At 60.7% G+C, this 506-nt stretch carries 1 protein-coding gene; it reads right to left on the bottom strand.

Translation table 11 applies throughout. The features are described from left to right. A partial coding sequence (locus tag ACQ5DJ_RS29970) for a hypothetical protein (protein WP_429845624.1) occupies positions 1–506 on the bottom strand: 506 nt, incomplete at both ends.

Below are 506 nucleotides of genomic sequence, written 5' to 3' on the forward strand. Positions count from 1 at the left end.
GTCGGCTCCGGTTGCTCCGGTCGATCCGGTCATTCCTGTTGTTCCAGTTGTTCCCGTGGCTCCGGTTGGTCCTGTTGCACCAGTAGATCCGGTGGCTCCTGTAACTCCTGTTGATCCGGTCTCTCCCGTTGTTCCAGTTGTTCCAGTCGCTCCGCTGGCTCCTGTCGTTCCGATCTCTCCGGTTGATCCGGTTGCCCCTGTCTCTCCAGTTAATCCGGTGGCTCCTGTCGCTCCGGTTGATCCCGTCTCTCCAGTTGTTCCAGTGGTTCCGGTCTCTCCTGTTGCTCCGGTCTCTCCTGTTGCACCGGTCGATCCCGTTGATCCAGTCGCTCCTGTGGTTCCAGTCGCTCCGGTTGTTCCGGTCTCCCCAGTCGATCCAGTCGCTCCGGTCGATCCCGTTGTTCCAGTCGCTCCGCTGGCTCCAGTCGTTCCGGTCTCTCCGGTTGATCCGGTGGCTCCGGTCTCTCCTCGTTGTTCCAGTCGCTCCCAGTTGACTCGATCTCTCC

The sequence above is a fragment of the Brevibacillus sp. FIR094 genome (assembly GCF_050477165.1).
Classification (GTDB): Bacteria; Bacillota; Bacilli; order Brevibacillales; family Brevibacillaceae; genus Brevibacillus.